Annotated in this window: 16 protein-coding genes and 1 pseudogene; 10 read left to right on the plus strand and 7 right to left on the minus strand. The window is 65.2% G+C overall.

Annotation, left to right across the window (positions count from 1 at the left end):
* The first annotated feature begins 190 nt into the window (after window positions 1-190).
* The 4 genes from ASF90_RS08375 to ASF90_RS08390 all read left to right on the plus strand — a co-directional run bounded on the left by ASF90_RS08375 (window position 191) and on the right by ASF90_RS08390 (window position 4,151).
* Window positions 191-892 (plus strand): response regulator transcription factor, encoded by a 702-nt coding sequence (locus ASF90_RS08375; RefSeq protein WP_055848364.1) that lies wholly within the window; start codon window positions 191-193, stop codon window positions 890-892.
* Entirely contained in the window at window positions 885-2,270 is a 1,386-nt protein-coding gene (locus ASF90_RS08380; RefSeq protein ID WP_055848367.1) for a sensor histidine kinase, read from the plus strand. The genes ASF90_RS08375 and ASF90_RS08380 overlap by 8 nt, the downstream gene beginning before the upstream one ends.
* Window positions 2,270-3,319: an ABC transporter substrate-binding protein gene (locus ASF90_RS08385; RefSeq protein ID WP_055848369.1), complete on the plus strand. Its 1,050-nt coding sequence runs from the start codon at window positions 2,270-2,272 to the stop codon at window positions 3,317-3,319. The genes ASF90_RS08380 and ASF90_RS08385 overlap by 1 nt, the downstream gene beginning before the upstream one ends.
* A gap of 193 nt (window positions 3,320-3,512) precedes the next feature.
* A complete protein-coding gene (locus tag ASF90_RS08390; protein WP_055850273.1) occupies window positions 3,513-4,151 on the plus strand; it encodes a response regulator transcription factor in 639 nt (212 codons plus the stop codon).
* 236 nt (window positions 4,152-4,387) lie between these two features.
* On the opposite strand, the gene ASF90_RS08395 is transcribed toward ASF90_RS08390, so the two are convergent.
* The 3 genes from ASF90_RS08395 to ASF90_RS08405 are packed head-to-tail and all read right to left on the minus strand — an operon-like array spanning window position 4,388 to window position 6,403.
* The gene (locus ASF90_RS08395; RefSeq protein WP_055850275.1) at window positions 4,388-4,759 is read right to left on the minus strand and encodes an Atu4866 domain-containing protein; all 372 of its coding nucleotides are present in this window, start codon (window positions 4,757-4,759) and stop codon (window positions 4,388-4,390) included.
* An 11-nt stretch (window positions 4,760-4,770) separates the two neighbouring features.
* Window positions 4,771-5,316 carry a nuclear transport factor 2 family protein gene (locus ASF90_RS08400; protein WP_055848372.1) on the minus strand — a complete coding sequence of 182 codons (546 nt, stop codon included), beginning with the start codon at window positions 5,314-5,316 and terminating at the stop codon, window positions 4,771-4,773.
* A gap of 16 nt (window positions 5,317-5,332) precedes the next feature.
* Window positions 5,333-6,403: an aldo/keto reductase gene (locus ASF90_RS08405; RefSeq protein ID WP_055848375.1), complete on the minus strand. Its 1,071-nt coding sequence runs from the start codon at window positions 6,401-6,403 to the stop codon at window positions 5,333-5,335.
* 818 nt (window positions 6,404-7,221) lie between these two features.
* Here ASF90_RS08405 and ASF90_RS24200 point away from each other — a divergent pair.
* A pseudogene (locus ASF90_RS24200) lies at window positions 7,222-7,451 on the plus strand (hypothetical protein).
* Between the two features lie 209 nt (window positions 7,452-7,660).
* Here ASF90_RS24200 and ASF90_RS08410 read toward each other — a convergent pair.
* The 3 genes from ASF90_RS08410 to ASF90_RS08420 all read right to left on the minus strand — a co-directional run bounded on the left by ASF90_RS08410 (window position 7,661) and on the right by ASF90_RS08420 (window position 14,210).
* The gene (locus tag ASF90_RS08410) at window positions 7,661-9,781 is read right to left on the minus strand and encodes a TonB-dependent receptor (protein ID WP_055848378.1); all 2,121 of its coding nucleotides are present in this window, start codon (window positions 9,779-9,781) and stop codon (window positions 7,661-7,663) included.
* Window positions 9,782-10,193: 412 nt separating this feature from the next.
* Window positions 10,194-12,833 carry a PAS-domain containing protein gene (locus tag ASF90_RS08415; RefSeq protein WP_055850277.1) on the minus strand — a complete coding sequence of 880 codons (2,640 nt, stop codon included), beginning with the start codon at window positions 12,831-12,833 and terminating at the stop codon, window positions 10,194-10,196.
* Between the two features lie 204 nt (window positions 12,834-13,037).
* A complete protein-coding gene (locus ASF90_RS08420) occupies window positions 13,038-14,210 on the minus strand; it encodes an OprO/OprP family phosphate-selective porin (RefSeq protein WP_055848380.1) in 1,173 nt (390 codons plus the stop codon).
* A gap of 285 nt (window positions 14,211-14,495) precedes the next feature.
* Here ASF90_RS08420 and ASF90_RS08425 point away from each other — a divergent pair, with 285 nt between their 5' ends.
* Both ASF90_RS08425 and ASF90_RS08430 read left to right on the plus strand, forming a co-directional pair.
* On the plus strand, window positions 14,496-15,842 hold the full coding sequence (locus ASF90_RS08425; protein WP_055848383.1) for a dicarboxylate/amino acid:cation symporter: 1,347 nt from the start codon (window positions 14,496-14,498) through the stop codon (window positions 15,840-15,842).
* Between the two features lie 198 nt (window positions 15,843-16,040).
* On the plus strand, window positions 16,041-18,350 hold the full coding sequence (locus ASF90_RS08430) for an NADP-dependent malic enzyme (RefSeq protein WP_055848385.1): 2,310 nt from the start codon (window positions 16,041-16,043) through the stop codon (window positions 18,348-18,350).
* Window positions 18,351-18,905: 555 nt separating this feature from the next.
* Here ASF90_RS08430 and ASF90_RS08435 read toward each other — a convergent pair.
* Window positions 18,906-22,247, minus strand: coding sequence for a GH92 family glycosyl hydrolase (locus ASF90_RS08435; RefSeq protein ID WP_055848387.1), 3,342 nt, complete (start codon window positions 22,245-22,247; stop codon window positions 18,906-18,908).
* 701 nt (window positions 22,248-22,948) lie between these two features.
* On the opposite strand from ASF90_RS08435, the gene ASF90_RS08440 reads away from it, so the two are divergent.
* The 3 genes from ASF90_RS08440 to ASF90_RS08450 are packed head-to-tail and all read left to right on the plus strand — an operon-like array spanning window position 22,949 to window position 25,584.
* On the plus strand, window positions 22,949-23,146 hold the full coding sequence (locus tag ASF90_RS08440) for a zinc-finger domain-containing protein (protein ID WP_055848389.1): 198 nt from the start codon (window positions 22,949-22,951) through the stop codon (window positions 23,144-23,146).
* 10 nt (window positions 23,147-23,156) lie between these two features.
* A complete protein-coding gene (locus tag ASF90_RS08445; protein ID WP_055848393.1) occupies window positions 23,157-24,269 on the plus strand; it encodes a glycosyltransferase in 1,113 nt (370 codons plus the stop codon).
* Window positions 24,250-25,584, plus strand: coding sequence for an O-antigen ligase (locus ASF90_RS08450; protein WP_055848396.1), 1,335 nt, complete (start codon window positions 24,250-24,252; stop codon window positions 25,582-25,584). The genes ASF90_RS08445 and ASF90_RS08450 overlap by 20 nt, the downstream gene beginning before the upstream one ends.
* Window positions 25,585-25,636: the final 52 nt, after the last annotated feature.

The raw sequence follows: 25,636 nt of genomic DNA on the forward strand, positions 1-25,636 counted from the left end.
GCAGCCTAGTCCCGCAAAGCTGTCATGGACCTGTCAGGGCGTGGGAATGGGGAATCGGGAATGGGGAATCGCAACAGCGCAATCGCCAAAGCGGAAGAGCTTTTGTCTGCCTAGCCTGTTACCTTCCGGCCGCAACAACATGCTGTTCCGATTCCCCATTCCCCATTCCCTATTCACGATTCCCCGCCCAATGCGCCTGCTGCTAGTCGAAGACAATGCCGATCTCGCCGATGCCATCGTGCGGCGCATGCGCCGTAGCGGGCATGCGGTGGATTGGCAGGCCGATGGGTTGGCGGCGGCCAGCGTGCTGCGCTATCAGAGCTTCGATCTGGTGGTGCTGGATATCGGGCTGCCCAAGCTCGATGGGCTGCGCGTGCTGGCCGGGATGCGCGAGCGTGGCGATACCACGCCGGTGCTGATGCTCACCGCGCGCGACGGCATCGAAGACCGCGTGCAGGCGCTGGACGTGGGCGCGGACGATTACCTGGGCAAGCCGTTCGATTTTCGCGAATTCGAAGCGCGCTGCCGTGTGTTGCTGCGCCGCAATCGCGGGCAGGCCAGCGAGGTGGTGCAGATCGGCGGATTCGTGTTCGACAACGCTGCGCACACCGTGATGCTCGACGGTGCACCGATCGAATTGCCCAATCGCGAATACCGCCTGCTGGAAATCCTGATCGGGCGGCTGGGTCAGGTGGTCGGCAAGGACGAAATCGGCAACGGGCTATTCGGCTTCGACGACGATGCCGGGCCCAATGCGATCGAACTGTATGTGGGCCGTCTGCGCCGCAAGCTGGCCAGTGCGCCGTTACACATCGTCACTTTGCGCGGTGCCGGTTACAAACTCGAAGAAGCCGACCCGCATGCGCCGGTGGAGCCGGGTAGCGATGGCTGAGCCGCTGACGGTGGTGCCGTCGATCCGGCGCACCTTGCTGCTGTATCTGGGCAGCCTGTCGCTGCTGGGCGCGGTGGTGCTGTTTTTTGCGGCGCGCGATTACGGCGAGCGTGCGGCTAACCGGTCTTACGATCACCTGTTGGTGTCCTCGGCGCTGTCCATCATCGATAGCGTGGCGCTGGTCGGTGGCGACTGGCAGGTGGATCTGCCTTACGCCTCGCTGGATCTACTTGGCATGGCGCCGGAAGATCGCGTGTTCTACCGCGTATTCGATGCGCAGGGCCGCACCATCACCGGCGAAGACACGTTACCGTTGCCGGCGCGCGCCCCCAGCGATGAGCGCCCGTTGTTGTTCGATGCGCAGTACAGCGGCGAGCCGGTGCGTTTTGCGGTGGTCATGCATCGCGTTGCCTCGGCCTCGGGGCAGGGCGAGGTGCGCGTGCAGGTGGGACAGACCCGGCGCGCGCGCGATGCGGTGGCGCGCGATGTGGTGCTCAATGCCTTGGTCGCAATCGGCGTGTTGTCGCTGCTGGCGTTGGGATTGGTGTGGCTGGGCGTGTACCGCGCCTTGCGGCCGTTGCAGCGCATCGAGCGCGACCTGTCGCGCCGTGAGCCATCGGATCTGAAGCCGCTCAACGTGCCGGCGCCGCAGGAAATGCAGTTGATGGTGACCGCACTCAATCGTTTCATGGCGCGGCTGTCGTCCAGCAACGAGACCTTGCGGGCGTTCATGGCCGAGGCCGCGCACCAGATGCGCACGCCCTTGGCCGCGTTGCGTGCGCAGGCGCAGCTGGCCATGGACGACGACGATCCGCGCGACATGCAACGCAGCCTGGCCGCGATCGAGCGCAACGCCAGCCACATGAGCCGCCTGCTCAATCAATTGCTCAGCGATGCCAGCGTGATCCATCGCTCCAACCTGCAGCGCTTTGCCACGGTGGACTTGGCCGAGGTGCTGCACCAGGCATTGCATGAAGCGCTGCCGCGCAGCGAAGGCGCGCCACGGGTGCAATTGGCTATCGACCCGCAACCGGCGCTGCTGCGCGGCGACGCGTTGCTGCTGCGCGAAGCGCTCAAGAACCTGATCGACAACGCCTGCAAATACGGCGCGGGCGCGCCGCTGCAGGTGGCGCTGACCAGCGATGGCAATCAGCACGTGCTGACCATCGCCGATCACGGGCCGGGCATTCCGGCCGCCGAAGCCGAGCGTGTGTTCGAGCGTTTCGTGCGCGGTCCGGATGCCCCTGCGGGCGGCGCGGGCCTGGGGCTTGCCATCGTCAAGCGCGTGGTCGAAGCGCATGGCGGGCGTATCGATCTGGCCAATCGCATCGGTGGCGGATTGATCGCCTCGTTGCATTTCCCCGGAGGAACCGCGTGATGCGCAGGCTGTGGGCGATGGTGTTGCTGCTGGTGCACGGTTTGGCCTGGGCAGCGCCGGGCGATGTGCGGCGCTTCCCCGCACAGGGGCCGATGCATGCGCAGCTACGCGTGCAAGGGTCCACCGATCTGGAAGTGTTCGGCGCGGTCATTCAGGACTACCAGCGCCTGCATCCGGGCACCGAGGTGATCTACGAAGATGTGATTGCCTGGGACATCTATGCGCGCTACCTGCATCCGGGTGCCGGTGCGCCGATGGCGGACATGCTGATCAGCGCCAGCATGGATCTGCAGACCAAGCTGGTGAACGATGGGCACGCGCTGGCCCACCGCTCCGCGCAGACCGAAGCGCTGCCCGCCTGGGCGCAATGGCGGCACGAGGTATTCGGCATCAGCTACGAGCCGGTGGCCATCGTCTACAACACGCGCAAACTCGACCCATCACGCGTCCCGCGCACGCGACGCCAGCTGTTGGCCTTGTTGCGTGCGCCGGATGCGCCGTTGCGCGGCAAGGTGGGCACCTACGATGTGGCGCGCAGCGGGGTGGGCTATCTGTTCGCCACCCAGGACGGGCAGGTGGGCAGCATTGCCGGCGCGCTGCTGGCCGCGTTGGGCGCAAATCAGGTCAAGCTGGAAGAGCGTACCGGCACCTTGCTCGACCGCGTCAGTCGTGGCGAGTTGCTGCTGGCCTACAACGTGCTCGGTTCCTACGCGCAGGCGCGCATCGATGCCGGTGCGCCGCTGGGCATCGTGCAGCCGCAGGACTACACGCTGGTGGCGCTGCGCACTGCGGTGATTCCCAAGACCGCACCGCACGCTCCGGAAGCGCGCAGGTTTCTCGACTATTTGCTGTCGCCACGCGGGCAGCAGGTGCTCTCGCGCGAAGCGCGGCTGATGCCGATCCTGCCGGCCGCCGGTGGTCGTGGCGGATCGGCGCAACCGCCGTTCCGGCCGATTCCGCTCGGCCCCGGCCTGCTGGTGTATCTGGACAAGCTCAAACGCCGCCAGTTCCTGGAAGCGTGGCGTGCGAGTACGCAGCCGCCGCGGTAGGGCATGGCATTCGCGGTGACGCAGAGCGTCATGCTGGTGTGGTCGTTGCCGGCCAGCATCATCGGCGGTCGCGCAATGCCGATACAGTGGTCGCCTGCTCCGCACAGTGTCAGCGGGCCTCAGCCACCAGCCGTGGGCAGCCAGCCAGGCGCAGGTGCGGCACACCGACGCGCCCATGTGCCAGACTTGGCAGATGGCCGATCTCACCATTCTCGTCGCCGACGACCACCCGCTGTTCCGTGCCGCCGTGATCCACGTGCTGCAGCAGACCCTGCCGCAGGCGCAGGTCGTGGAAGCCTCCAGCGCCGCCACGCTGAGCGCGATGCTGCGTTCGCACCCGCAGGCCGAGCTGGTACTGCTGGATCTAGCCATGCCGGGCGCGCGCGGCTTCTCGGCGCTGTTGCATGTGCGCGGCGAGCATCCGGATATCCCGGTGGTGGTGATCTCCTCCAACGATCATCCGCGGGTGATCCGGCGTGCGCAGCAGTTTGGCGCGGCCGGCTTCATTCCCAAATCCACGCCGGCCGAATCCATCGGCACCGCCGTGGCCAGCGTGTTGGATGGCGGCACCTGGTTTCCGCCCATGACCGCCGAACGTTCGGAGGCCGACGCGCAGCTGGCCTCCAAACTCGCCCAGCTCACCCCGCAACAGTTCCGCGTGCTGCTGAGCCTGGCCGATGGCCTGCTCAACAAGCAGATCGCCCACGAACTCGGCCTGGCCGAAAATACCGTCAAGGTGCACGTCACCGCCATCCTGAAAAAGCTCGACTGCTACAGCCGTACGCAGGCCGCGGTACTGGTCAAGGCGCTGGAGCCGGAAGGCGAGGGCTGAGGGCGCTGCATCGCTGACGGGCTTGGAGCGGCAAACAACGTCGCGAATAGTTGTCAGTCGGGTGTGGACGGCGTCCTCATCATCGAAGTGTGCGAGTGGTGCCTGCCGCAGAGAGCACCGGCCGCGCAGTCATTGTGTTGGCCGTTCTTGGTTGAGCAGGGCAGGCCGCGGACTGAAGATCGACGCGGCAGGGCGCACCGCGATCTCGAAATGCGAGGTGCCGTCCATGACGCATGTCAGTCCGCTCGCTGGCGATAGAACACCATGCCGCCGTGGTGTAACTCGTCTGTGCTGACAAAGCGGCCGTCGGCAGTGAATCCGCTGTCGTCCCAGTAATGGATGGTGTTGCCGGTCACTTCATAACGGCCCTGGTAGGCGCTTTGCCGTGTATGGCGTGCTTCGTCGTAACGGCCGTTGGCCAACAAGGCTTGGCGGATCTGCCCATCGCGGGTGACCCACATGCCGACGTAGGAATGCTGTTGCATGGGCGTATCCCTGTGGAGTGGGGACGGCGTCGCCGCCACATGGCGTGCAGTGGCAGCAAGCGGTGTGGCGTTGCAGAGCACGGCGGCACCTGCGCCGAGTGCAACGGCAATAGCGGCGCTCATACGTGTATCGGTCATGTGTCTGTCCTGCGTTGCAGTTGGGCGGGTGCACGCTGCAGCACCGCGTCGTAGGCGGCCAGATCCAGGTACGCATCGACCTGCACGGCCTTGCCGTCGCGCATGCGCAGGATCCACACGTAATGATTGCGATAGCGACCGCCGTTGGGCAGGTCGGCGGCGCCTTGCCATTGCACGATGACGTGTTCGCCATCGGCCCAGAGCTGCCGCTGCAGTGGGCGCAGCGGCGACGCCAGGCGCTGGGTCAATGGGCGCACGGCCGTGTCGATCAATGTGTCGCGGCCCCGCAAGGTGCCGGCGCTCGGGCCGGAGCCGTGGATGGTCCACACCACGTCCGGCGACAGCAGTTCTTCGAAGAATCCGGTGCCGCCTGCCTGCCAGCGTGCGAATGCGGCATCGACGCGTTGCGTATTGCATATCTGCTGCGATGTGCCGGCGCAGCTGTCGGCGGCGGCTGTGGGCACCGGAGCGATTGCCCCGGCTGCGGTGAACGCGCTGGCGGCGATGAACAGTGTTGCCGCGATGGCGGATGGTCTGGTCATGTTGTGCTCCTTCGCGTCAGCTGCGCAGTTGCAGCGCGTGCGTGCCGTAGATCAGCTGCTGCGCCATCGGCCGGCCGATGAAACGCTCCGGGAAGATCGGCGCCAGGCCGCTGACCTGATCCAGCTGCGCCAGCTGGTCGTCGCTGAACACGATCTCCAGCGCACCGAAGTTGTCTTCGGCCTGTTGCAGCGTGCGTGCGCCCATCACCGGCGAAACGACCGCCGGATTACGCAAGGTCCAGGCAAGCGCCACCTGCGAGCGCGAGGCGCCCAACTCGTCGGCCACCGTGCCAACCACATCGGCGATCTCCAGCGAGCGCGCAGTGAGATGCCCGGTCGAGGCGATCACGCCCTTGCGGCTAGTGGACACATCCGCTGCGTTGTCGTCGGACAGATCCGCGCGGCTGTACTTGCCGGTCAGGATGCCGCCGCCCAGTGGCGACCACGGCAATACGCCAAGTCCCAGCTCGCGCGCCATCGGTAGCAACTCATGTTCGACGGTGCGTTCGACCAGGCTGTATTCGATCTGCAGCGCGACCAAGGGCGACCAGCCGCGCAGATCGGCCAGCGTCTGCAATTGCGCCACGCGCCATGCCGGCGTGTTGCAGATGCCGATGTAGAGCACCTTGCCCGACTGCACCAGATGCTCCAGCCCGCGCATCACTTCGTCCGGCGAGGTGGTGAAGTCCCACGCGTGCAGATACAACAGGTCGATGCGATCGGTGTCGAGTTGACGCAGGCTGGTCTCCACCGAGCGGATCAGGTTGAGACGGTGATTGCCGCCAGAATTGATGTTGTCTGCATCGCGCGCCATGGTGAATTTGGTCGCGACCACAAAGCGCTCGCGACGCGGCTTGATCAGGCTGCCCACGATGCGCTCGGAGCCGCCGTTGGTGTAATTGACCGCGGTGTCGATGAAGTTGCCGCCGCGATCTGCGTAGGCATCGAAGATGCGCTTGGCTTCGCCTGCATCCGCGCCCCATCCCCACTCCTCGCCGAAGGTCATGGTGCCCAGCGATAGCGGCGAGACGCGCAGCCCGGAGCGGCCGAGCAGGCGATAGTGGTCCAGAGAAAGTGTCTGACTCATGCGTTGTATCTCCCGGTAGTGGTGTCGTGCGTCATGCGATGTACTGTGCCGCCGGCCGGTGAGTCAGCGTGAGCCTGGTGATCCGGCATCCTTGCCTGATCGTCCGAATCGTCAACGCAGCATCGTCACGCAGCCGCAGCCGCAGTGGCTTTTGTGCACTGCAGTGTTCGGTTCGATGTGCGCAGGGCGTTGCCACGTCGAGTGCAACGCGTCAACGATCACGCATGCAGCGGTCGTACGGCCCCGGCAGTGGGGGCGCGTATCAGAGACAAGGCGGTGCGCCTTGTTGGGTTGGAGAGTGAGCGACCAAGACGCCAAGATCTGCCACTTCGCTGCGCAGTGCCCTTGCCCGCCTACCCTCGCGGTACACGCTGCAAGTACGTCCACGTGAGCTCTTCTGCGGCATCCATGCTGCGTAAGGTCCCGCGACTGTGGGCGGGCAGGGACTAGTCGAGTTGATCGGTGTGCATAGCTTTCGATAAAATAGTTAGCAAACTGTCTGGTGCGGTGTCATCGCCACACTCTCGACGCTGTGAGTTTGCTGCAGGGCCCTTGCCCACCCACCATCGCGGGACACGCCGTGAATCCATCCCTGGAGGCTCTTACGCGGCATCCATGCCGCGTAAGGTCCCGCGACGGTAGCCGGGCAGGGGCTAGTCGAGTTGATCGGTGTGCATAGCTTTCGATAAAACAGTTAGCAAACTGTCTGATGCGGTGTCATTGCAGAACTCTCGACGCTGTGAGTTTGCTGCAGGGCCCTTGCCCGCCCACCGTCGCGGGACACGCCGCAAGTACGTCCCTGTAGGCTCTTACGCGGCATCCATGCTGCGTAAGGTCCCGCGACTGTGGGCGGGCAAGGACCAGTCGAGATGGTCGGTGCGTCTGGTTTCAAGCAAAGCAACCGACTCACTCTCTGGTGCGGTGTCCTCGCCGCTTGCGGGACCGTGTGGTGGCATGGATGCCGCCACCGAGCCTACAAGGACGTACTTGCGGCGTGTCCCGTGAGCGGCGAGGGCACCGCGCATTCGACCGACTTGGCGGCATCTAAACGACGCCACGACTCAACATCGCTATCGCTATCGCCGTGAGCGGATTGAACTATGTAGACACGTCGGTTGCTGAGCGATAGCTCCTTGCCCGCCCACCTCCACGGGACACGCCGCAAGTACGTGTGCAGGCTCTATGGCGGCATCCGCGCGCAGCAGCACGCTTGCGCAGGCGTACCGTGCGTATGCTGCTGACAATCACGCGACGCCATCAGAAATCCAGCGAATACCCCAGCGTCAGCGTGCGGCCGCGCCCGGCGAAATAGCGTAGCGGCTCGACCAGCGCCGATTGCGAGTAATAGGTGATGTACTGCTTGTCGAACAGGTTGGACACACCCATGCGCAGCGCACCACGCGGCAGCGCGTAGTTGAACGTCGCATCCACCAGCGTGTAGCCGCTGAAGCGCTTGTCCGCTTCGTCGAAGGATTGGCTGAAGGCATGCTGGGCCTGCACGAACGAGGAGAGCTTCGGCGTCCACTGCGCCGACCATGAAGCGATCACGCGATTGGGCGCCACGTTGAGCCCGTCCAGGCGCGCATCCAGCCGGCCATCGTTGTCGCTGTCGTAGCGGCCGCGCGTGTACGCGTAGGACAGGCGCAGGCGATGTGCGGCATCCAGGCGATAGCCCAGGCTGGCGTCCACGCCCTGCACGCGGGTCTTCTCGCGGCTCATCATGAAAGCGCCGTTGATCGGCACTACGCGCGTGCCCAGATCCGAATTGGACTGGAAGTAGCTCAGATCCGCATCGAACGCGCCACGCGTGAGGCGGGTGCCGGCTTCCACGCTCTTGGTCAGGATCGGCTCCAGCGTGCTCAGGTTGGCTACACGCGTGCCCGGCGTATTGATCGCACGCAGCACCCGGCCCACATCCGGCATGCCGAAGCCTTCGGAATAGCTGGTGAAGAAACTCACGCCTTCGACTGGTGTGTAGACCAGCCCCGTGTTGTAGAGGGTCTGGTTGAAGTCGAGCGTGCCGCCTTCGACATCGACACGGTTGTAGCGCCACAAGCTCTGGTAGCTGTCGATCTTCAACTCGGCTTCTTCGCGGCGCACGCCGGCGTGCAAGGTGAGCGTGGGCAGCAGCTTGTATTCGCCCTGCACGAACAGCGACAGGTTGCGGTAGTCCGACTCGGGCACGTAGGTGCGTCCGGTGCCGTAGAGATCCTGCTTGCCGGTGTCGGCAAGCAGGTCGATGCCGCCGGTGAGCTTGAGCCGGCTGTCGAACAGATCGTCCTTGGTTAAGCTGACCTTGCTGCCCCATTTGGAGGCCACCGACCGCGATTGGTCGTACAGCGTACCGACCGGTGCGATACGCGGGTCCTGAAACGTGGACGAATTATCCGCGCCGAACAGCCCTTCGAATTCCTGGTTGAACACCATCGCGCTCAGCTGCATGCCGGCCAGGTCATCATTGGTGTAGGACAGGCTGGAGGTCAGCACGTCGTTCCACGGCGCGGTGCCCTGCGGCGTACCGCGCACCGAGGTGGTGGGAAGGCCTTGCGCGCGGTTGCCGGCGATGCCGATGTAGTCGTTGTCGTTCTTGATGCGGTAGCGGTTGACGCTGACGCTCAGGCGCTGCGCATCGGTGAGCGCGTAACCGAGCTTGGCCAGCACGTCGTAGCTCTTGGAGGTCATCAGGTCGCCCTGGGTGTTGTCAGCACCGATCGGCCGGCCTTGTCCATCCACATACAGGCCTTGATCGCTGTAGCTGGCCGAGAACAGGTAATCGAGCTTGTCGGTGCGGCCGTCCACGCGGTAGCGGGTCTCGACGCTTGCGGTTTCTGCACGCGTTTGGGAGGTGGGTGCGGTGGCCTGCACGTCGACGTGCTGATTGAGCTCACCGTCCTGCGGACGCCGGGTGATGATGTTGATGGTGCCGCCGGTGGCGCCCAGCCCGTTGATGGCGTTGGCGCCCTGGATCACCTCGATCCGCTCGACCATCGCGTAGTCGATGGTGTGCGCCTCGCGCCCGGTGGGGCGGATCGGATTGGACTGCGGCACGCCGTCGATCAGGATCAACGGTGTGCGCCCTCGCAAGGTTTCGCCGCTACCGTTCATCTTGCCGCGGCTGGGCGTGTACGACGGAATCAAGTTGGCGAGCACGTCGGACGAGTTGCTGGAGATGGTCAGCTGCTGCTGGATCTGCGCCTTGTCGATGATCAACACCGTTTGCGGCGATTCGGCCACGGTCATGCTGGAGCGCGAGGCGGCCACCACCACCGTATCCAGGGTATCGGTGACATCCGATTGTGCGGATGCGCTGGCAGACGCGAGCAGGCAGAGGGTCGCAACGAGCGGCACGCCGGCCGATCCGGAGAGGGGAGATTTCATGGGGCAAAGCACTCCAAAACGCACTCGGCATCGATGCAGCAGATGCAGGGCAACGCAAAAAAGACGATAGTCAAATGGGAATCATTATCGATAGTCTAGCAGGCGTGAGCCTCGCCGTTTGGCGCGTCAGTCCAACGCGATGCGCGCATGCGCGTGCGTCGGCAGCAGTGCTGCGGTGCCGGAGCGAGGCGCTGGCAGTGCAGGCATCGCGCATATCCAGGCCTTTCGCATGCCCACGCATGCGGCTGCCTGCATCAAAGGGCGACGTACCGAACATGGGTTGAACCGGTGCGCGATGGATTCCGCACGATCACGCGCGCGCCCGCAGCGCTTTCCGTGCCAACACGCAGGCCTCGACAACGCGATTGGTCAGCTGCTGGTGCCTTTACCGATGCACGAAGCCGCCACCGAATCACCCACGCCGCAGCAGCATCTGCGTCATCAGCGCGCGCAGTGCAGGCGGGCGGACCGGCTTGGATAGAAAGCCCCAGCCCAATTCCTGTGCGTGTTCGCGCAGGGCCGGGTCGGGCTCGGCGGTGACCAGGATGATGCGCGGCTCGCGCTGCCAGCGGCTCACCAATTGCGGCAGCAGCATCGGGCCGTAGTGCGTGCCCATGCGCACATCCAGCAGCAGCAATTCCGGTGCTTCGTCGGCGCTGGCATGGGCCAGCGCTTCGTCCGGGCCGCCGGAAAAATCCACGCGGCATTCCCAGCGTTCCAGCAGGGCGCGGGTGGCCTCGCAGACGCGCGGGTCGTCGTCCACGCACCACACCCGGCAACCGTGCAGGATGGGGTCGTTGCCGTGTTCGGCGGTGGGCGGCGGCAACTGCGTGGCGATGGCGGCGCGTTCGCCGATCGGTACGGTGACCGAAAACACGCTGCCGCTGCCAAGCGTTGAATGCAGGCCGATGCGGTGTCCCAGCAGGCGGCCGATCCGTTCGACAATCGCCAGCCCCAGCCCGGCGCCGCGGTCGTTGGCCACGCCATCGTCCAGACGGCGGAATTCTTCGAAGATTTCGTGCTGCAAGGCATCCGGAATGCCGGGGCCCTGGTCATGCACTTCGATGCGCAGCCAGCCACCGCGCCGACGGCAGCCGATCAGCACACGCCCGCGCGGCGTGTAGCGGATCGCGTTGGACAGAAAATTCTGCAGGATGCGGCGCAGCAGGGTTGCATCGCTCAACACCACCACCGATGTCGGCACCCACTCCAGCACCAGGCCGCGGTCTTCGGCCAGGATGCCGAACTCGCGCGCCAGCGTTTCCAGCAAGGGAGCCAGTGCGAAGTCGCGGACCTGCGTCTTCAGGCTACCGGCTTCCAGGCGCGAGATGTCGAGCAGGCTGTTGAGGATGGCGTCCTGCGCTGCGAGTGCGCCGTCGATGTTGTCGACCACGCGCGCGCTGCCTGGCTCGCGCAGCTGCCCGCGCAACACCGACACGAACATGCGCGCGGCATTGAGCGGCTGCAGCAGGTCGTGCACCGCCGAGGCGACAAAGCGGGTCTTGTAGCGGTTGGCGCTCTCGGCCTCGCGTTTGGCGGCGGCCAGATCGCGGGTGCGCTCGGCCACGCGATGTTCCAGTGCATCGGCCAGCGAGCGCAGTTCGCGGGCGGCGTTCTTGTAGCTGGTAATGTCGGCGTAGCTGGTGACGAACCCGCCATCGGGCAGCGGGTTGCCACGGATTTCCAGCACCGTGCCGTCTTCTTTCTCGCTTTCGCGCATGTGCGGCTTGCCGCTGCGCAGGTGATTGAGCCGTCGCTCGATGGCCGCCTCGATCGGCCCCGGCCCCAGCAGCCCACGGCGGGCATTGAAGCGGAACAGGTCTTCGATCGGGCGGCCGATCTTGAGCAACTCCTGCGGGAAGCGGAACAGCTCCACATAGCGCGAATTCCACGCCACCAGATTGAGCGCCTCGTCGATCACCACCACGCCTTGCGGCAGATGTTCCAGGCTGCGGCTCAGGCCGGCGTTGGACTGTTGCGCGGCGGTGACCACGCCGTCCTGGGCGGTGCGCAGTTCTTCGGCATGTTGTTGCAGCAGAGTTTCCAGCTCATGCCGGCTGCGCTGACGCAGCGCCGACAGCCGCCGGCGTTGTTGCACGAACAACCACAGCAAGGCCAATGCCAGCCAGGCACCCGCAGCGGCGATGGCTGCGGCGCGGCCGGCGGCGGCGCTGGCGCGGGTGTCGTGCAGCAGATGCAGGCGCCAGCCGCTGTCCGGGACTTCCAGCGTTTGCCACAGCACTGGCGCGCCGAGTGGCGGGTCGCGCACCTCGGCCAGGACGCCACCGTTGCCGGTCTGCTCGATCAAGCGTCGACGCAGCGGCAGCAGCCCTTGATTGGCGTATTGGCGGGTGGTCTGCAGTTCGGTGCGGTCGCGCGGGGTGAGCGGCGCCAGCATGCGGTAGCGCCAGCTGGCGCGGCTGGCCAGAAACACCACGCCATGCGCATCGGAGGCCAGCACGATGTCCGGCGTCTGCAGCCATTCGCGCTCCAGTGCGGCCAACGCAATCTTGATCACCACCACGCCCTGCACCTGGCCGGCAGCATCGACGATGGCCTGCGACAGGAAATAGCCTGGCTCGCTGGTGGTCATGCCGATGCCGTAAAAACTGCCGCTGCCGGTGGCCAGCGCCTGCTGGTAATACGGGCGGAAGGCGTAATCCACACCAACATTGCTGCGCACCGCACGCCAGTTGCTGGCCGCCAGCGCAATGCCGCTGCGGTCGATCAGCGTCAGCGTGGACGACTGGGTGACATTGTTGGCACGTTCGAGTTTGCGATTGAGCTGCTGCACCTGCGCGGGCGACAGCGGGCCGGAGACCGCCGCGCGCAGCTCCGGGTCCAGCGCCAGAATCTGCGGCAGCGTGCGATAGCGGTCGATGCGTTGTTGCAGCGCTTGCGCATACAGACGCAGCTGCCGGCGCACGGTGGCGCTTTCCTCGCGCAGCGCGTTCTGTTCGACAAAGTGCCTGGCCGCCAGCATGGCCACGACCATTCCGCCCAGCACGATGACCAGGGTGAGCAGCAGACGGCGGCGATGCGAGACATACATGCGGCAAGTATGGCGTTCCGCTCCCGCACGCGCAGCCATCGCCCGATCGCGCGACAGATACGCGCGCCAAAACGACAACGGCCGCACCCGTGACAGGATGCGGCCGTATCGGAACACCGGCTGCTGTCTAAGACGACAGCAGCGCGTGAATCACACCAGTGCGCGGCAGTACATTGCCCGCGCGCTGGGTTGCGTCAGCGATGCTTAGAACTGCACCTGTGCGCGCAGCTCCATCACGTGCGGGGTTTCATGCACGCCATTGCGCGAGGAGTCCACCCAGCTGTAGTTGGCCTGGAACTTGAAGTGGCTGGTGAGGTACCAGTTGGCGCCGATGGTGGTGTCGTGCTGACGGCCGCCGTGGATGTTGTTGTCTTCCAGATTCAGGCGGCTGTAGCGGGCAGTCAGTTCGACCGCGCCGTAGTCGTGTGCAGGCTTGATGTTGCCCGGCACGCCGCCGGCATAGCTGCGCGACTCGCCGGTCAGCGACCAGGTGCCGTACACGTACTGGCCCTGGGCGATGAAGTGCGGCTGGCCGGCATTACGCGCCACTTCGGCACGCAGGGCTTCGCTCTGCAGCGAGAACGGGCCATGGATCCAGACCGCTTCCACGCCGGTACGGATCACGTGGTCCACATCGAGGATGGTGCCGGTGTCGATCAGGCGCACATCGGTCAGGCCGGCTTCCGGGCGGGCACGCAGGCGCACGCGCGGGCTGAAGGACACGCCGCGGCCATCGCTGAAGCCGCGCGGGTTTTCGACCGAGCCGGCGATGCCCAGGTGCAGCACGTCGCCTTCGGCCTTGAACGGGGTCCATGCCGCATGCACGGCCTGGGTGGTGCCGGGATTGTCGCCCTGCAGATCCTTGCCGCCGTACGCGCCGGCCTGCAGCAAGTACTGCGGACGCTCCAGGGTCCATTCCACGCCGGTCCGGCGGCCCTGGAACACTGCCTGCACCGGCAGGCCCAGCTCCATGAAGCTGCCCGCGCGCGAGCTCTGCACCGCTTCCAGACCCACCGGCACCTTCATGTAGCCCAGGCGCACGCGGCCGTAATCCTGGCCCAGCAGCGCCTTGGTCTCGACGCGGAAGAACACGTCCAGCCACAGCTTGGCTTCGAAGTCGAAATACACCATGGCGTCATAAACGCCCTTCTTCTTGATGGTGGCGCCGAATTCCTTGCGGCGGAAATCGTTGCGGTCTTCCAGGCGGTCGTCGCCGGAGAAGTTGTTGTCGTCGTAGGCGTAGTTGCCGGTCAGACCCAGCTCGGTGCCATCACCGAAGGTGTACTTGGTCGGCCAGTTTTCGATCGAGGTGGCTGCATTGGCAGCGGCGGGGACGATGGCGATAGCCAACGCCAGAACAAGCAGATTGAGGCGCATAGGGAATGGTCTTCGGCAATGAAAGGGGTCGGGCGTCCTGCCATGGCGATCGCGGTGAACAGCTTCAGCAAGCGCGCAGGTCCGGGCGGCGACTGCACAGAAACGTCGGTATCTGCGTTAAATGGAATTAACGGCCGGCGGCGGCGCGGCTGAAGTGTAAGGCGACGTTCAGCCTGCCGACAGTGCGTAGTACCAATGGGTTATCGGCCCTGCCTGTGACGTGCGCCCAGAATGCCTGCACCGGGTGCCTGCTCAGGCACCCTCCAGTTCCTTCGGAGTGGTGTCATGCACATCAGCAAGCCTGCCGGCCCGGTGCCGGCGTCCGTGCCCTTCTACCGCCAGCTGTATTTCCAGGTGGTGGTGGCGATCGTCCTCGGCGCCCTGTTGGGCCACTTCGAGCCGGCCTTCGCCGAAAGCCTCAAGCCGCTGGGCGACGCCTTCATCAAGCTGGTGAAGATGATCATCGCCCCGGTGATCTTCCTGACCATCGTTACCGGCATCGCCGGCATGACCCACCTCAAGACGGTGGGCCGGGTCTTCGCCAAGTCGATGACCTACTTCCTGTTCTTCTCCACGCTGGCGCTGATCGTCGGCATGATCGTCGCGCACGTGGTGCAGCCCGGCGCCGGCATGAACATCAACCCGGCCGAGCTGGACCAGAGCGCGGTCAACACCTACGTGCAGAAATCGCACGAGCTGAGCCTGGTCGGCTTCCTGATGGACATCATCCCGGCCACGCTGATCAGCGCGTTCGTCGATGGCAACATCCTGCAGGTGCTGTTCGTGGCGGTGCTGTTCGGTATTGCGCTGGCGCTGGTGGGCGAACGTGGCCGCCCGGTGCTGAGCTTCCTGGAAGCGTTGACCGCCCCGGTGTTCCGCCTGGTGCACATGCTGATGAAGGCCGCGCCGATCGGTGCGTTTGGTGCGATCGCCTTCACCATCGGCAAGTACGGTGTGGAATCGCTGGTCAATCTGGCCTGGCTGGTGGGTTCGTTTTACCTGACCTCGCTGTTCTTCGTGCTGGTGATCCTGGGCATCGTCTGCCGTCTGTGCGGCTTCTCCGTGCTCAAGCTGATCCGCTACCTCAAGGCCGAGTTGCTGCTGGTGCTCGGCACCTCTTCGTCGGAGTCGGCGCTGCCGTCGCTGATGGAAAAGATGGAAAAGGCCGGCTGCGAGAAGTCGGTGGTGGGCCTGGTGGTGCCGACCGGCTATTCGTTCAATCTGGACGGCACCAATATCTACATGACCCTGGCGGCGCTGTTCATCGCCCAGGCCACCAACGTGGACCTGACCCTGGGCCAGCAGATCACATTGCTGGCAGTGGCGATGCTCAGCTCCAAGGGCGCGGCCGGCGTGACCGGTGCCGGCTTCATCACCCTGGCGGCCACGCTGTCGGTGGTGCCGGACGTGCCGGTGGCCGGCATGGCGCTGATCCTGGGCGTGGACCGCTTCATGAGCGAGTGCCGCTCGCTGACCAACTTCATCGGTAACGCGGTGGCCACGGTGGTGGTGTCGCGCTGGGAAAACGCGCTGGACCGCGACCAGCTCAAGCTGGTGCTGGATGGCGGCGAGCCGCCGTTGCAGGCGCCGGTGGCCTCGGCCGGCGTCGTCGCCCCGATCAGCGCGCGCTGATGCTTCCTACGGCCCTGTTCTCCGTCGGTGTATCCGGCGGGGTGCAGGGCCGTTTTCGGTTCCAGCCAACACCGGCCGCCGCGCACGACGCGCTGCAGCATGCAATCTCCCTGCCGCGCTGACAGCTGCGCGACAGGCCCTTGTTCAGGCAGGAGGGTAGAATTCAGCCCTCCTGCGCCTTCGAGACTCACACAGCCGATGTCCAACGACGACTTCAAACAGGCCGCCCTCGACTATCACCGCCAGCAGCCGGCCGGCAAGATCAAGGTCACCGCGACCAAGCCGATGCTGACCCAGCGCGATCTGTCGCTGGCGTATTCGCCGGGCGTGGCCTTCGCCTGCGAGGCGATCGTCGAAGAACCCACCCAGGCCAGCGAGCTCACCGCGCGCGGCAATCTGGTGGCGGTCATCACCAATGGCACCGCCGTGCTGGGCCTGGGCAACATCGGCCCGCTGGCGTCCAAGCCGGTGATGGAAGGCAAGGGCGTGCTGTTCCAGAAGTTCGCCGGCATCGATGTGTTCGACATCGAAATCAACGAGAACGATCCGGACAAGCTGGTGGACATCATCGCCAGCCTGGAGCCGACCTTCGGCGGCATCAATCTGGAAGACATCAAGGCGCCGGAATGCTTCATCGTCGAGCGCAAGCTGCGCGAGCGCATGAACATCCCGGTGTTCCATGACGATCAGCACGGCACTGCGATCATCGTCGGCGCCGCGGTGCTCAACGCGCTGGTGGTCACCGGCAAGAAGATCGAAGAGGTCAAGCTGGCCACCACCGGGATGGGCGCGGCCGGTATCTCCTGCGTCAACATGCTGGTCTCGCTGGGCCTGAAGCCGGAGAACATCCTGGCGCTGGACCGTGACGGCGTGATCCACACCGGCCGCACCGATCTGGATCCGGACAAGCAGCGCTACGCACGCGACACCGACAAGCGCACGCTGGCCGAGATCGTCGAGGGTGCGGATATCTTCCTGGGCCTGTCGGCGGCCGGCATCCTCAAGCCGGAAATGGTCGCCACGATGGCGCGCCAGCCGGTGATCTTCGCGTTGGCCAATCCCAACCCGGAGATCACCCCGGAAGCTGCCAAGGCGGTGCGTCCGGATTGCATCATCGGCACCGGCCGCTCGGACTATCCGAACCAGATTAACAACGTGCTGTGCTTCCCATATCTGTTCCGCGGCGCGCTGGACGTGGGTGCGACCGGCATCAACGAAGAAATGAAGATCGCCTGCGTCAAGGCGATTGCGGCGATGGCGCGCCGCGAGGCCTCCGACCTGGGCGCGGCCTATGGCGGCGAGACCCCGAGCTTTGGCCCGGAGTATCTGATTCCGCGGCCGCTGGACCCGCGTCTGCTGGTAGAGCTGTCGTCGGCGGTTGCGCAGGCGGCGATGGACTCGGGCGTGGCCACGCGCCCGATCGCCGACATGGAGGCCTATCGCGATAAGCTCAGCCAGTTCGTCTACCGCACCAGCCTGATGATGAAGCCGGTCTACGACCGCGCGCGTGCCGACAAGCAGCGTGTTGTGTATGCCGAAGGCGAGGAAGAAGTGGTGTTGCGCGCGGTGCAGAACGTGGTCGACGAAGGCCTGGCCTTCCCGATCCTGATCGGCCGCCCGGATGTGATCGAAGCGCGTATCGAGCGGATGGGCCTGCGCCTGACCGCCGGCGTGGACTTCGAGATCACCAATATTCTCGACGACCCCCGCTTCAACGAATACTGGCAGTACTACCACGCGCTCACCGAGCGTCGCGGCGTCACCGTCACTGCCGCCAAGGAGCTGATGCGCTCACGCCCGACCCTGATCGCCGCGGTGATGGTGGCGCGCGGCGAAGCCGATGCGATGCTGTCCGGCGTGGTGGGGCGCTTCCACAAGAAGCTGGGCTACGCCCGCAGCGTGATCCCGCTTGAGCCGCGCGTGAGTTCCACCTCGGCGATGACCGGGGTGATCAACCAGCTGGGCGTGTTCTTCTTCCTGGACACGCACGTGCAGGAAGACCCCACTGTCGAACAGGTGGTCGAAGCCACCCTGCAGGCCGCCTATCGCCTCAAGTTGTTCGGTATCGAACCCAACATCGCGCTGCTGTCGCACTCCAACTTCGGCAGCCACGACTCGCGCGACGCGCTGAAGATGCGCCAGGTGCGCGAGGCGCTGCTCAAGCGCAAGCCCGAGCTCAACATCGACGGCGAAATGCAGGGCGACACCGCCTGGGACGAAGCGCTGCGCAAGCAGATCATGCCCAACAGCACCTTGAAGGGCCGCGCCAACCTGTTCGTGCTGCCGAATCTGGAAGCAGCCAACATCGCCTACAACCTGGTGCGCGTGTTCACCGACGGCGTGGCGATCGGCCCGATCCTGATGGGCATCTCCAAGCCGGTGCACATCCTCACCACCAGCGCTACCTCGCGCCGGGTGATGAACATGACCGCGATCGCCGCGGTAGATGCGCAAATCCGCAGGCAACGCGATGCGGAAAAAGCGGCGGCTGAAAAGGGCAACGCTTGAGTTGATGCGGTAGCGATTGGGCTGGGGTGGCAAGCATTCGATCAACTGGGCATTGGTTGATCGAGTGTTGGTAGTCGGCCGCAAGGCGACGGCTATCGACGTGCCAGCAATCAGCCGACGAGGCAATGGCTGAGCGAAGTGCCAGCAGTCAGCCGACAAGTAGCAGTTGATCCGAAGTGCCAGCAGTCAGCCGACAAGCAACAGTTGAACCGAAGTGGCAGCAGTCAGCTGACAAGCAACAGTTGATCTGAAGTGGCAGCAGTCAGCCGACAAGCAACAGTTGATCCGAAGTGGCAAGCGCTCGGTCGACAGGGCAACGACGGAAACCTGTCGAGAACCTTGTTGCTACAAGACATCAAGCAGCGCAACACCCAGTGCGCAGTCACTGCCTGAAAGCCCCTCTCCCCTCGGGAGAGGGGTTGGGGTGAGGGTACGATCCACCCTCAGCAGCGAATCAGCGTTGCAACCCACTGAAACGCTGATCAACGACGCAAGCAACAACGCCTCGCGTTCCTTCGTCACTCAAAAGCGATCACACCAGCAGTCATCCCCTTCTCAACGCGCATCCGGAACAGCACCCAATAGCTCGATTTCGGCCAACTGCGCGCGCGCAGGCATTGTCAGCCGCAGCCGATACTCCGCATACGCGCCAGGCGTCGCAATCCGAAACGGACGCGTCTGTAACGCCCACTGAAAACGCTCGTCGCTGCGGTGATCGACCACCCGCCACGCACCACCTGCATTGCGCGCTTCCAACGTCCAGCCAGCTGCAGCAATCGCCGCACTGCCATTGGTCAAGGTATATAGCGTCGCCTTGCCAGGTTCGAGCCCACTCAGCGTCAACGTCGACACGGCCGATAGCGCACTGACCGTGCCTGCATCGTCATCATGCAGCGCCGCGATATCTCGGCCATCGTCCATCACAATGCGCGCGGTAGCACCCAGCAGATCGTGCAACGGGGCAGGGCGCTGCCCGGCCGGCGTCAACGATGGCGGCACATCCTTCGGTTCGCTCCCCCAGCGCGATGGCGTGGGGCCCATCACGAACTCCAGCGTCGCGCCGTTGGCGATGTCCGCATGCGCCAACCAGGTCTTGTGCCACGGCTTGCCGTTGAGCTTGAGCGATTGCACGTACACATTTTGCGGCGAGTTCTGCGGCGCATTGACGACAAGCGTACCGCCATCGGATAACCGCACGCTGGCATGCTTGAACAGCGGCGAGCCGATCACATACTCCGGTGCGCCCATGCGCAACGGGTACAGCCCCAGCGCTGCGAACAGATACCACGCCGACATCTCGCCGTTGTCTTCATCGCCGGCATAGCCCTGGCCGATCTCGCTTCCCAGATACAGGCGCGACAGGATCTCGCGCGTCAGTTGCTGGGTTTTCCACGGCTGGCCAGCGAACAGATACATCCACGGAATATGGTGCGCGGTCTGGTTGCTGTGCGCATACATGCCCAGGCGCACGTCGCGCGCCTCGGTCATTTCGTGGATGGTGTCTCCGTAAGAGCCGGCAAATTTTGCCTCGGCGGTTTCCGGGGTGGCAAAGAAAGTATCGAGTTTTGCCGCCAATGCGGCGCGCCCGCCGTAGAGCGAGGCCAACCCTTCGCCATCGTGCGGCGCGGTGAACGCGAACGTCCAGCCGCTGGATTCGGTGTAGTCATTGCCCCAGACGCGCGGGTCGTAGTGCGCCGCATCCACCCGCCAGCGTCCATCCGCGTTTCGCCCTTGAAAAAAACCGATTGCCGGATCGAATAGTGCCGAATACCCGGCCGCACGCTGGCGGAAATACATCGCCTCGGTCGCATAGCGCTCGCGCACGTTCGCGTTGGTCGCCTGCCTGGCTAATCCATCGGCCATGTTGGCGATGCCGAAGTCGTTGAGCGCGCCTTCCATCGACCACGACATGCCTTCGCGCGTATCGGTATCGGCGTAGCCGCGGAAGGTCGAACGCGCCATGCCTTTGCGGCCTACGTGACGATCCGGTGCCACCACGGTGGCGTTTTTGAGCGCGGCGGCGTACGCCTCGGCCGGATCGAAGCCTTGTACGCCCTTGAGCCAGGCATCGGCAAACGCCACATCGGAACTGGTACCGACCATCAGGTCGGCGTAGCCGGGCGAAGACCAACGCGCAATCCATCCCCCCGCACGCGCTTGCTCGATAAAGCCTTGCACAAAGGTTCCGGCAGCGTCGGGCGCAAACAGCGCATAGGCCGGCCACGCGGTGCGAAAGGTGTCCCACAACCCATTGTTGACGTAAACCCGGCCGTCGCGGATCGGTGCAAAACTGCGCACCGCGCTGCCGTCGATGTTGTCGTCCGACCAGCTGTTCTGGCTTGCGTAACGCCAGTCGGGCGCATCTGCATTCCCTGCGTTTTCATGCGCGGAGTTCGGGTACAGATGCAGCCGATAGAGATTGGAATACAGCGTGGTTTTCTGGTCGGCAGTCGCATCGGGCACATCGAACCGCCCCAGCAATGCGTCCCACGCGTCCTGCGCTTGCGCGGCGATCTGCTCGAAGGATGCTTGCGGTGCGATTTCCAACGCCAGGTTGTGTCTGGCCTGCTCCAGCGAGATCAACGAGGTGGCGATGCGCATCTGCACCTGACGCGCTTTACCAGCATCGAACTTGATCCAGCCGGTGGGCCGCCCGGTATCGACGCGACCGCTAGACGTCCACGGCCGATCGAAGCTCGCAACCACATACATGCGTGTCGCACCGGTCGACAGCCCGCTGCGCACATCGGTGTAACCGGACAGCGTCTGCGTCGCGGCATCCAGACGTAGCCCGCCGCGCGCATCCACATTGTCGAACAGCAGGTTGGCATCGCCGTGATCCGGGAAGCGAAAGCGGAACAGCGCCGCATGGTCGGTCGGTGCGATCTCGGCGTGCAGGCCATTGTCGAACTGCACCGCGTAGCGGTACGGGCGCGCTATTTCATTGGCATGCGAAAACGCCAGCGCACGCTTGCCGCGATCGGCTTCGGGCACGCCCGCGCCGAGTGAGGGCATGACTTGAAAGGTCTGCCGGTCGCCCATCCACGGACTGGGTTGATGACTCAGCGCCAGCGCCTGCAGGCGTGGCCGGTTATCGGCATCGTTCTGCTCGTTCCAGCGGTACAACCAGGTCAGCGTTCCCGCATCGGTTACCGGCGTCCAGAAGTTGAATCCATGCGGCACCGCCGTGGCGGGGAAATTGTTGCCGCGCGAAAACGTGCCGTTGGACTGCGTACCCCGCGTGGTCAATACCCAATCCGACGGGCGTGCCGGCGTCGGCAGCGGCACATCGCCCAGCGCGATGTCGTCGATCCAGCCGGCCGCTGATGCGCCCGCGGGCGGTGCGAGCTCCAGCTCGATCACCCGCACGCGTCGCCCATGCAGGCCGGCCACCTCACCCAGTCGCACTTCCTTGCGTGCCCACTGCTGCGGGTACAAGGTCTTCGACTGTCCTTGCGCACGCGCACCTATCGCCACGCCATGCTGGTCGTGCGCCTGGCTCGCCGACAACCGCGTGCCATCTTCAAACACCAGATCCAGCGACACATAGGTCGAGGCGACATGATCGGTGCCGACGCTCTCCGGCAGCACCATCCACGACAAGGTGGTGTGCGCATCGATCACGATGTCGGTGGCAAACAAGGTGCGCCTTCCCGTGCCGCTGCTGTCGTAACGCAGCGCATGCGCGCCGCTGTAGCCGGTGCTGGGCTTGGCCGCGTAGGGCGCGGCAGGGCCGCTGCCGACCGCGATCCGCACATCGCCAGGCATCGCTTGGACCGGCATGGGCTGCCCTTGATCGAAGGAACTGGCAAACCCGCCTGCCGCACCTGCATGCGCAGATGCGAGTGCCAACGCAACAACCAACGGCAAACGCCGCACAACGACCGACAGACTCACGTGGTGGTGTCTCCTTGATGGCGGACCAGCAGCGCGTTCATCGCCGCCCAGGTTGCGTCGCATGGACGCTGCGCTGCAATGCCGGCAGCGGGCGAGAGGGATGCGTGCTGTTCGATCCGCACAGATTCGGGTGCCGGCCGATCGTGGACAAAACACTGAGCGCACGCAAGCGAGCTGTGCGCTGGATGCTGCGCCGCTGGGCGTGCGGGAGGTGAGAGAGTCATCCAAATGCCGCTCTTCCATGTCGACGTTTGCGCAGTCACCTTGATGAGCGCTCACCGTTGACCGTTCACCATGCAAGGCACCGCACATCTCGACCGCTCCGGTTGCTACCGACAACGGCGAGACCTGCGTAACGACTCTGTGGTGGGCAAGCAGTTCTGCCTTGCATCAACGCGAGCGACCATCAATCGCGCTGCGCGTCCGGCAGCGAGGTGCATTGGTACGCGGCACCGTTTGGGCATCACGATTCGGTCATCCGTTCCCGGGTGGCGCCCTCCGGTGCGCTTTGTTAGCGCTCCCAACCCCACGATGCCGATGCCGCCTCTGGCTCGGCAACTCACGCTCATTCATGTGGGCCACGCCCGTCTTCCCGGCTGCCAATCGCATGCGCAAGCAAAACGCGCGCAACGGCGCGGCCCTGCGCATGCAGGCAGGCTGCTAGAATCCGGGCTCTGTCTTCGTTTACCGATCGCACCGCCATGAGCCAGACCGCCACCGCGCCCGCCAATGCCGAAAAGCGTTACACCGTGCAGCGGGCAGACCTGCCGCTGAGCTGCCCGACGCCGCAGATGGCGCTGTGGAACTCGCATCCGCGCGTGTATCTGCCGATCGAAGACGAACCCAACGGCGAAGCCAAGTGCCCGTATTGCGGCTCGCTGTTCGTACTCGCCGACTGATCCTGGCTGCATGCACCGCCTGACCGTGGTGCAATTGCTGCCGGCGCTGCAGTCCGGCGGCGTGGAACGCTCCACCCTGGAAGTGACTGCCGCGCTGGTGCGCGCTGGCCATCGCGCCGTGGTCGTATCGGCTGGCGGGCGCCTGGTCCCGCAGTTGCTGGAAGCCGGCGGTGAGCACCTCACCCTGGACATCGGCCGCAAGTCGCTGCTGACCCTGCGCCACGTGGTCGGCCTGCGTCGTCTGTTTGCCGAACTCGGTGCCGACATCGTGCACGCGCGTTCGCGGCTGCCGGCCTGGCTGGGGTGGTACGCGCTGCGCGGGATGCCCGCAGCCACGCGCCCGCGCTTCGTCACCACCGTGCACGGGCTCAATTCGCCCAGCCGCTACAGCGCGGTCATGACCTATGGCGAACGCGTCATCTGCGTCTCGCAAACCGTGCGCGACTATGTCTGCACGCACTATCCGCAGACCGATCCGGCGCATCTGCGCACGATTCCGCGTGGCGTCGACATCGCCCAGTTTCCGCGCCGCTTGCGACCGGATCGGCGCGCGCGCAGCTGGGCGCAGACCCTGTTGCCTGGGCTGCCGTCCGACGCACCGCTGTTGCTGCTGCCGGGGCGCGGCACGCGCTTGAAGGGCCATGCCGATGGTCTGCAACTGCTGGCCGATGTGCGCGCTGCCGGCGTGCCGGCCTGGCTGTGGCTGCCGGGTGCGCGCGAACCCGGGCGCGAGGCGTATGTGCGCGAGCTGGAAGCCGAAGCAGCGCGGTTGGAGGTGGCCGAGGCGGTCGCCTTCACCGAGCCCACCACGCGCATTGCCGATGCCTATGCCGCCAGCGATCTGGTGCTGCAGCTGTCGCGCAAGCCCGAAGCCTTCGGCCGTACCGTGGTCGAGGCTTTGTCGGTGGGCAGGCCGGTTCTGGGCTGGCAGCATGGCGGCGTTGGCGAATTGCTTGCCGAGCTGCAGCCCGACGGTGCGGTGCCGGCCTTCGATGCCGATGCGCTATGCGCTCAGGCACTGCAGCTTCTGCAGCACCCGCCCACACCGCCGGCGGTCCTTCCCTATACGTTGCAGGCCATGCAATCGGCCACCTTGAAGATCTATGACGAACTCCGCCGCTGACGTTCCAATAAGCGCGCCCGCATTGACGCCCGATGCCGGGCGCTGGGCGCCGCTATGGGTGCTCCTGTTTGTCGCGCTGTGGCCTACGCCCGGCTTGGCCGAAACCGTGCTGTCGCTGGGCGCGTTGTTCGCGGCGTACCGTTTGCTGCACGCACGTTTTCGCGGCGGCACACGCCTGCTCAGCGGTGCGGCCTGGGCGCTGACCAGTGTGTTGTTCTTTGCGTACTGGCTGCCGCAGATGCTGTCCGCGTTCGATGCGATGGATGTCGGTCGCGCCCTGCGCAAATCAGCCACCGATCTGCGCTATCTGCCTTTCATGTGGCTGTGCGCGATTGCGGTCGCCAATGCGCAGCGGCGACGCCGCACCTTCATCGGCCTGGCGGTGATCGGCGGGGTGTGGACGCTGGACGCGCTATTGCAGGCTGCCATCGGCAGCAGCCCATTGTTCTTCGCGCTGGATCAACTCAAGCAGCTGATCAGCGGCCACGGGCTGTGCACGCCGCAGGAGCTGGCGCTGGCCGACCGCCTCAGCGGCGTGCTGGGGCCGTGCAATCTCAAGTTCGGGCAGACCCTGGCCAGCCTGTCGCCGTTCCTGCTGCTGGCACTGGGGCGGCGCAATGTCTGGGCCTGGGCAGGCGCGGCGGCCGCGGTCGGCGTGGTGCTGGTGTTGGCGGGGTCGCGCGCCTCGTGGATCACCTACGGCGTGATCGTGCTGCTGTCCGGGTGGCAACTATTGGGCGGCCGGCGCCTGCTGGCAGTGGCGGTGGCCGGCGTGCTGCTGGCTGGTGGCGTTGTAGCGGTGGCACCACAGGCACGCGAGCGCATCCAGCGCACCACTCTGGCATTTGGCAATGGCGAGCAAGGCGTGGATCAGGCCTTGTCCGGACGCGGCCAGATCTGGGGCGCAGCGCTGTGCATGATCCGCGCGCATCCACTCAATGGGGTGGGCGCGCGCGGGTTTCGACAGGCATATCCAGCCTGCAATCCGGCCCCTGCACAGGCGCCCGCCTGGGGCGATGGCCCGGCCTTCCACGCGCATCAGATCGTGCTGGAAATCCTGGCCGAAACCGGTGTGATCGGCTTGCTGCTATGGCTGGCCGGTGCGGCGCAAGCGTGGCGTGCGTGGCGCTATTCGAGTCTAGCCGCACGCGAGCAGGCGCGGCCTGCGATGATCGCGTTGGTGGCTACCGTTTTCCCGCTCAATACCCATCTGGCGTTCTATTCCAGCTTCTGGGGCGGCTTGAGTCTGATGCTGGCCGGGTTGTATGCCGGCGCGTTGCTCAACGACGACGCGGATCAGCCGCCGCTGGGCTGAGCCGCTGGCATCGTGATCGCGGGTGCCGGGCAGGGGAGACCTGCGTGCCACA

The organism is Xanthomonas sp. Leaf148, from assembly GCF_001423585.1.
Taxonomy (GTDB): Bacteria; Pseudomonadota; Gammaproteobacteria; order Xanthomonadales; family Xanthomonadaceae; genus Xanthomonas.

Bases quoted from the DNA above. Each gene is read 5' to 3' on its own strand.
- ASF90_RS08440 (WP_055848389.1), top strand. From the start codon at position 22,949: ATGAGCCAGACCGCCACCGCGCCCGCCAATGCCGAAAAGCGTTACACC.
- ASF90_RS08405 (WP_055848375.1), bottom strand. From the start codon at position 6,403: ATGAGTCAGACACTTTCTCTGGACCACTATCGCCTGCTCGGCCGCTCC.
- ASF90_RS08430 (WP_055848385.1), top strand. From the start codon at position 16,041: ATGTCCAACGACGACTTCAAACAGGCCGCCCTCGACTATCACCGCCAG.
- ASF90_RS08420 (WP_055848380.1), bottom strand. From the start codon at position 14,210: ATGCGCCTCAATCTGCTTGTTCTGGCGTTGGCTATCGCCATCGTCCCC.
- ASF90_RS08445 (WP_055848393.1), top strand. From the start codon at position 23,157: ATGCACCGCCTGACCGTGGTGCAATTGCTGCCGGCGCTGCAGTCCGGC.
- ASF90_RS08375 (WP_055848364.1), top strand. From the start codon at position 191: ATGCGCCTGCTGCTAGTCGAAGACAATGCCGATCTCGCCGATGCCATC.
- ASF90_RS08390 (WP_055850273.1), top strand. From the start codon at position 3,513: ATGGCCGATCTCACCATTCTCGTCGCCGACGACCACCCGCTGTTCCGT.
- ASF90_RS08415 (WP_055850277.1), bottom strand. From the start codon at position 12,833: ATGTATGTCTCGCATCGCCGCCGTCTGCTGCTCACCCTGGTCATCGTG.
- ASF90_RS08395 (WP_055850275.1), bottom strand. From the start codon at position 4,759: ATGAGCGCCGCTATTGCCGTTGCACTCGGCGCAGGTGCCGCCGTGCTC.
- ASF90_RS08425 (WP_055848383.1), top strand. From the start codon at position 14,496: ATGCACATCAGCAAGCCTGCCGGCCCGGTGCCGGCGTCCGTGCCCTTC.
- ASF90_RS08385 (WP_055848369.1), top strand. From the start codon at position 2,270: ATGCGCAGGCTGTGGGCGATGGTGTTGCTGCTGGTGCACGGTTTGGCC.
- ASF90_RS08450 (WP_055848396.1), top strand. From the start codon at position 24,250: ATGACGAACTCCGCCGCTGACGTTCCAATAAGCGCGCCCGCATTGACG.
- ASF90_RS08380 (WP_055848367.1), top strand. From the start codon at position 885: ATGGCTGAGCCGCTGACGGTGGTGCCGTCGATCCGGCGCACCTTGCTG.
- ASF90_RS08400 (WP_055848372.1), bottom strand. From the start codon at position 5,316: ATGACCAGACCATCCGCCATCGCGGCAACACTGTTCATCGCCGCCAGC.
- ASF90_RS08410 (WP_055848378.1), bottom strand. From the start codon at position 9,781: ATGAAATCTCCCCTCTCCGGATCGGCCGGCGTGCCGCTCGTTGCGACC.